Annotated in this window: 3 protein-coding genes; 2 read left to right on the top strand and 1 reads right to left on the bottom strand. The window is 68.3% G+C overall.

Features of this window, described 5'->3' with window-relative positions; all coding sequences use genetic code 11:
* Positions 1–116 precede the first annotated feature (116 nt).
* The gene (locus ACYQ2W_RS25630; protein ID WP_459873794.1) at positions 117–1211 is read right to left on the bottom strand and encodes an alpha/beta fold hydrolase; all 1095 of its coding nucleotides are present in this window, start codon (positions 1209–1211) and stop codon (positions 117–119) included.
* Positions 1212–1310: 99 nt separating this feature from the next.
* Between ACYQ2W_RS25630 and ACYQ2W_RS25625 the strand changes: the two genes are divergently transcribed.
* Positions 1311–1976 carry a response regulator gene (locus tag ACYQ2W_RS25625; RefSeq protein WP_459873792.1) on the top strand — a complete coding sequence of 222 codons (666 nt, stop codon included), beginning with the start codon at positions 1311–1313 and terminating at the stop codon, positions 1974–1976.
* On the top strand, positions 1973–3379 hold the full coding sequence (locus tag ACYQ2W_RS25620; RefSeq protein WP_459873790.1) for a sensor histidine kinase: 1407 nt from the start codon (positions 1973–1975) through the stop codon (positions 3377–3379). The genes ACYQ2W_RS25625 and ACYQ2W_RS25620 overlap by 4 nt, the downstream gene beginning before the upstream one ends.
* Positions 3380–3506 lie beyond the last annotated feature (127 nt).

The following is a 3506-nucleotide window of genomic DNA, read 5'->3' as shown; positions in this document are numbered from 1 at the left end:
CCGAAGCACGTCACCTTTGGCAAGCGCCGCAACGCGGGCCTGGTGCTTCCGGGGGGCGCTGATGGCCGATTTGTGGGTAAGAGGCAGGGCTAGCGCTGCCTGATCCGGTGGCAGCCTCATTCGATATCACGCAGAGTGAATTCGCTGACGAGTCCGCGTCGATCGAACTGCAGGACCAATTCGTGCCGCCCCTGCGCTTCGCGGATCCAGCCCACGGCGTCGGCGATATCACCGACGACCGGCAGCAAACTGACCGCAAGTGGCGGTTCCAGCGACTTGTCGCCGTAGATCCAGACCGTCCCGGCACCATCGCGGTGCTCTTCGTCGGGGCGGCCCCAGGCGTTCGCCACCGCACCGGCGGAGGTCTCGCCGGGGATGAGCGTCAACGGCGCCTTGCCGTCCACGGATACGGTGCGCGCGGCTTTCGCCTTGGGCTCCCGCGGTTCGTCCGGCCTGGCAACCCGGCGAATGGCGGCAACGACCTCATCGGGGCCTTCCCTTTGGATGTAGTGGCCCGAGCCCCAGATCGTGCCGATCCGTTCGACGCCGGTCATGCGCGCCCAGTCGCGGCCGAATTCCAACCGCCTTCGCTCATATTGCGCATTGGACAGTTTGTCCGGGCGGCCGCTGACGAGTACTTCGCCCGGCTGCACGAGCGGAGTCCCCATTTCCAACCTATCCAGACAACGCACCTGATCGTCGAACTCCCTCTTCCTGACCGTACTCCAGGTCACCGCCTTCATCGTCTTGATCAGCGCCGCGGCTTCCGGGATCGTCTGCTGCACCGCCTGCCAGTTGTCCGGATGAGTAGGGTCCAGCAGGACGAAGCCGACCACCTCGGACGGATACAACTTCGCGAACGCGTACTGGTACAACCCGCCCAGGGAGTGGCCAACCAGCAGATAGGGCGGCCGAACCCCGGCGGCGTGCAGCAGCGCGTGTTCCTCGTGCGCGATGGTGCAGGGATCACGCACTCCGGAGACGGCCGGGTTCGCACCCGTGCCCGGGCGGTCGCGGGCGAATACGGTGAAATCGCGGGCCAGTGCGGGGATCACCCGGCCCCAGGTCTCCCTGCCATCGCCCAGCCCCGCTTCGAACACCACGGCGGGCGTGCCCGTCCCGGAAAGGATGTACGCGGCGTCCGGCGATGGCGGCGTCGAGGCGCATCCGGCCAACAATAGCAGCAGGCTCGCAGCGGTACGCGGCATCATGTCTGTTCCTCCTCGGTCACGCGCTCGAACGATGGTCCCGGACATTTTATGGGGCGCAACCTTTGGCCAACCCAAAGGTCGCTCGCCTACAATTCCGCCATGCATATCCTGATCATCGAGGACGACATCGACTTGGGCCAGGCCACCCTCGCCGCCCTGAAGCAGGCGGGGATGAGCGTCGTGTGGGTGCGCAAGGCCGCTGCCGTTCCAGGCCTCCTCGCGGAGCCGCCCGATGCTGTCCTGCTGGACCTCGGGCTGCCCGACGGTGAGGGGCTGGCGCTGCTGCGCGGCTGGCGTGCCCGCGGCATCACGCTGCCGGTCATCGTCATCACCGCGCGCGCAGGACTGGAGGAACGCCTGGCCGGCCTGGATGGCGGCGCCGACGACTTCCTGGTGAAACCCTTCGCCATGGCCGAATTGTTATCCCGCCTCGGCGCGGTACTGCGACGTTGCGCGCGCCAAGCCAGCGAACAGTGGCGCTTCGGCGATCTGCTGGTGGAGCCGCGCAGCTACCGGGCCTGGCTGGGCGACACCCCGCTGGAGCTTTCGCCCAGGGAGTTCCGCCTACTCGTGGAACTGGCCAAGAACCCGGACAGCGTGGTATCGAAAAGCGTGCTCGGGCAGCGAATGGAACCCCTCGGCGAGCCGCTCGACAGCGCCACCATCGAAGTCCACCTGTCCAACCTGCGCCGCAAGATCGGGGCCGGACGAATCCGCACCGTGCGCGGCGTCGGTTATCAACTGCTCGGACAGTCCGAGCCGTGAGGCCCTGGCCGCGCCCCTCGCTGGCGGGCCGCGTGGTGCTGACGCTGCTGATGGCGTTCCTGCTGGTCTGGGCGGCGCTTCTGGTACACGAATACCTGGACTTCAAGGACGACGCGCGACATCTCAAGACCCTGACTCAAGCAGCGAAGTCGCTCGCCGCCGCGCTCGATTTCGACGACGCGGCGCGCGCGCGCATCGTGCTCGAGGCCACCGAGCGGCTGGTCAACGCCTCGCGCCGCTCCGGCCCGGTGCCGGAGGCGAGCGACATGCTGTGGCTCCTGGAGAGGGCGGGCGGAGCCCCCGTATACGCCTCCCGGCCGCTGCTTGAACGCCGGATTCCGCGTGGTGGCGAGGGGCGGGAACGAGTGCGCGTGGACGGGCGCGACTACTGGTCCGTGGTCTACACCACCCGAGACTGGCGCATGCAACTGCTGGAACCCGTGATCGGGGACCGGGATGCGTTGGCGATCCTGGGCAGCGATCTGCTGCCCTACCTGGTCATCGCCTTCCCGCTGGTGCTAGTGCCCATGTGGCTGGCGGTGCAACGCGGCCTCGCGCCGCTGCGCCGCTTCGTCGCCCGGGTGGAGGCGCGACCGGCCGGCGACTTCCTGCCTTTCGAGGAGGATCTGAAATACGCCGAACTGCTCCCCCTCGGCAGGGCCTTCGATGCCCTGCTGGCGCGGACACGCCAGGGCATCGCCCGCGAGCGCGCATTCGTCCAGGACGCCGCCCACGAGTTGCGCACACCCCTGGCGGTGATCTCCGCGCAGGGTCATGTGCTGCTCCGTGCTACCGACGACGCGCAGCGCCACCAAGCCGAGGCCGCGCTGGAACAAGCCGTGGCGCGCGCGTCCCGCCTGGTGGGCCAGTTGCTTACCCTGGCGAGTCTGGAGGGAGGGGGCGGAACACCGCCCCGGAGCGTCGATCTGGTGGCCCTGAGCCGCGATCTGCTCATCGCCGTCGCCCCGCTCACTGCGGCGAAGCGGATCGAGATCGCCCTCGACTCACCGGACCGGATCGACACCTGCCTGGATGCCGCCGCCTTCCACTCGATACTGGAAAATCTGCTCGCCAACGCCGCGGCATACTGCCAGGAGGGCGCGCAAGTGTGGGTCAAATTGAGCAAAGAGGGCGGGTTCATCCGCCTGCGCGTGGCCGACAACGGGCCCGGCATCGCGCCGGAGGAGAGGTCGAAGCTGTTCGAGCGTTTCCACCGCGGTCGCGGCGCCACCACCCGGGGTTCCGGACTCGGCCTGGCGATCGTGCGCCAAGCGGTCGGCAACCTCGGCGGGACGGTACGCGTCGATGCCGGTGCGGATGACCACGGCACCGCATTCGACGTGTCGTGGCCGCACCGCGAGACACACCACCCGCCGGTCAACCGCCCCAATGGGTCCTGCTGACACGCTCCCGGGAGCCTCCCGACGCCCAGGGCTTTACATTTCCCTACACCCGGCTAGCCCTGCCCTTTACCCACAAATCGGCCATCAGTGCCCCCCGGAAGTGCCAGGCCAAGGCGCGGTGCGCAGC

Source organism: Endothiovibrio diazotrophicus (genome assembly GCF_054657215.1).
This window is presented reverse-complemented; position numbering and strand designations above follow the sequence as displayed.

What these genes read in the sequence shown, in the direction of transcription:
- ACYQ2W_RS25630 (WP_459873794.1), bottom strand. Translation starts at nt 1,211, where the DNA reads ATGATGCCGCGTACCGCTGCGAGCCTGCTGCTATTGTTGGCCGGATGC.
- ACYQ2W_RS25625 (WP_459873792.1), top strand. Translation starts at nt 1,311, where the DNA reads ATGCATATCCTGATCATCGAGGACGACATCGACTTGGGCCAGGCCACC.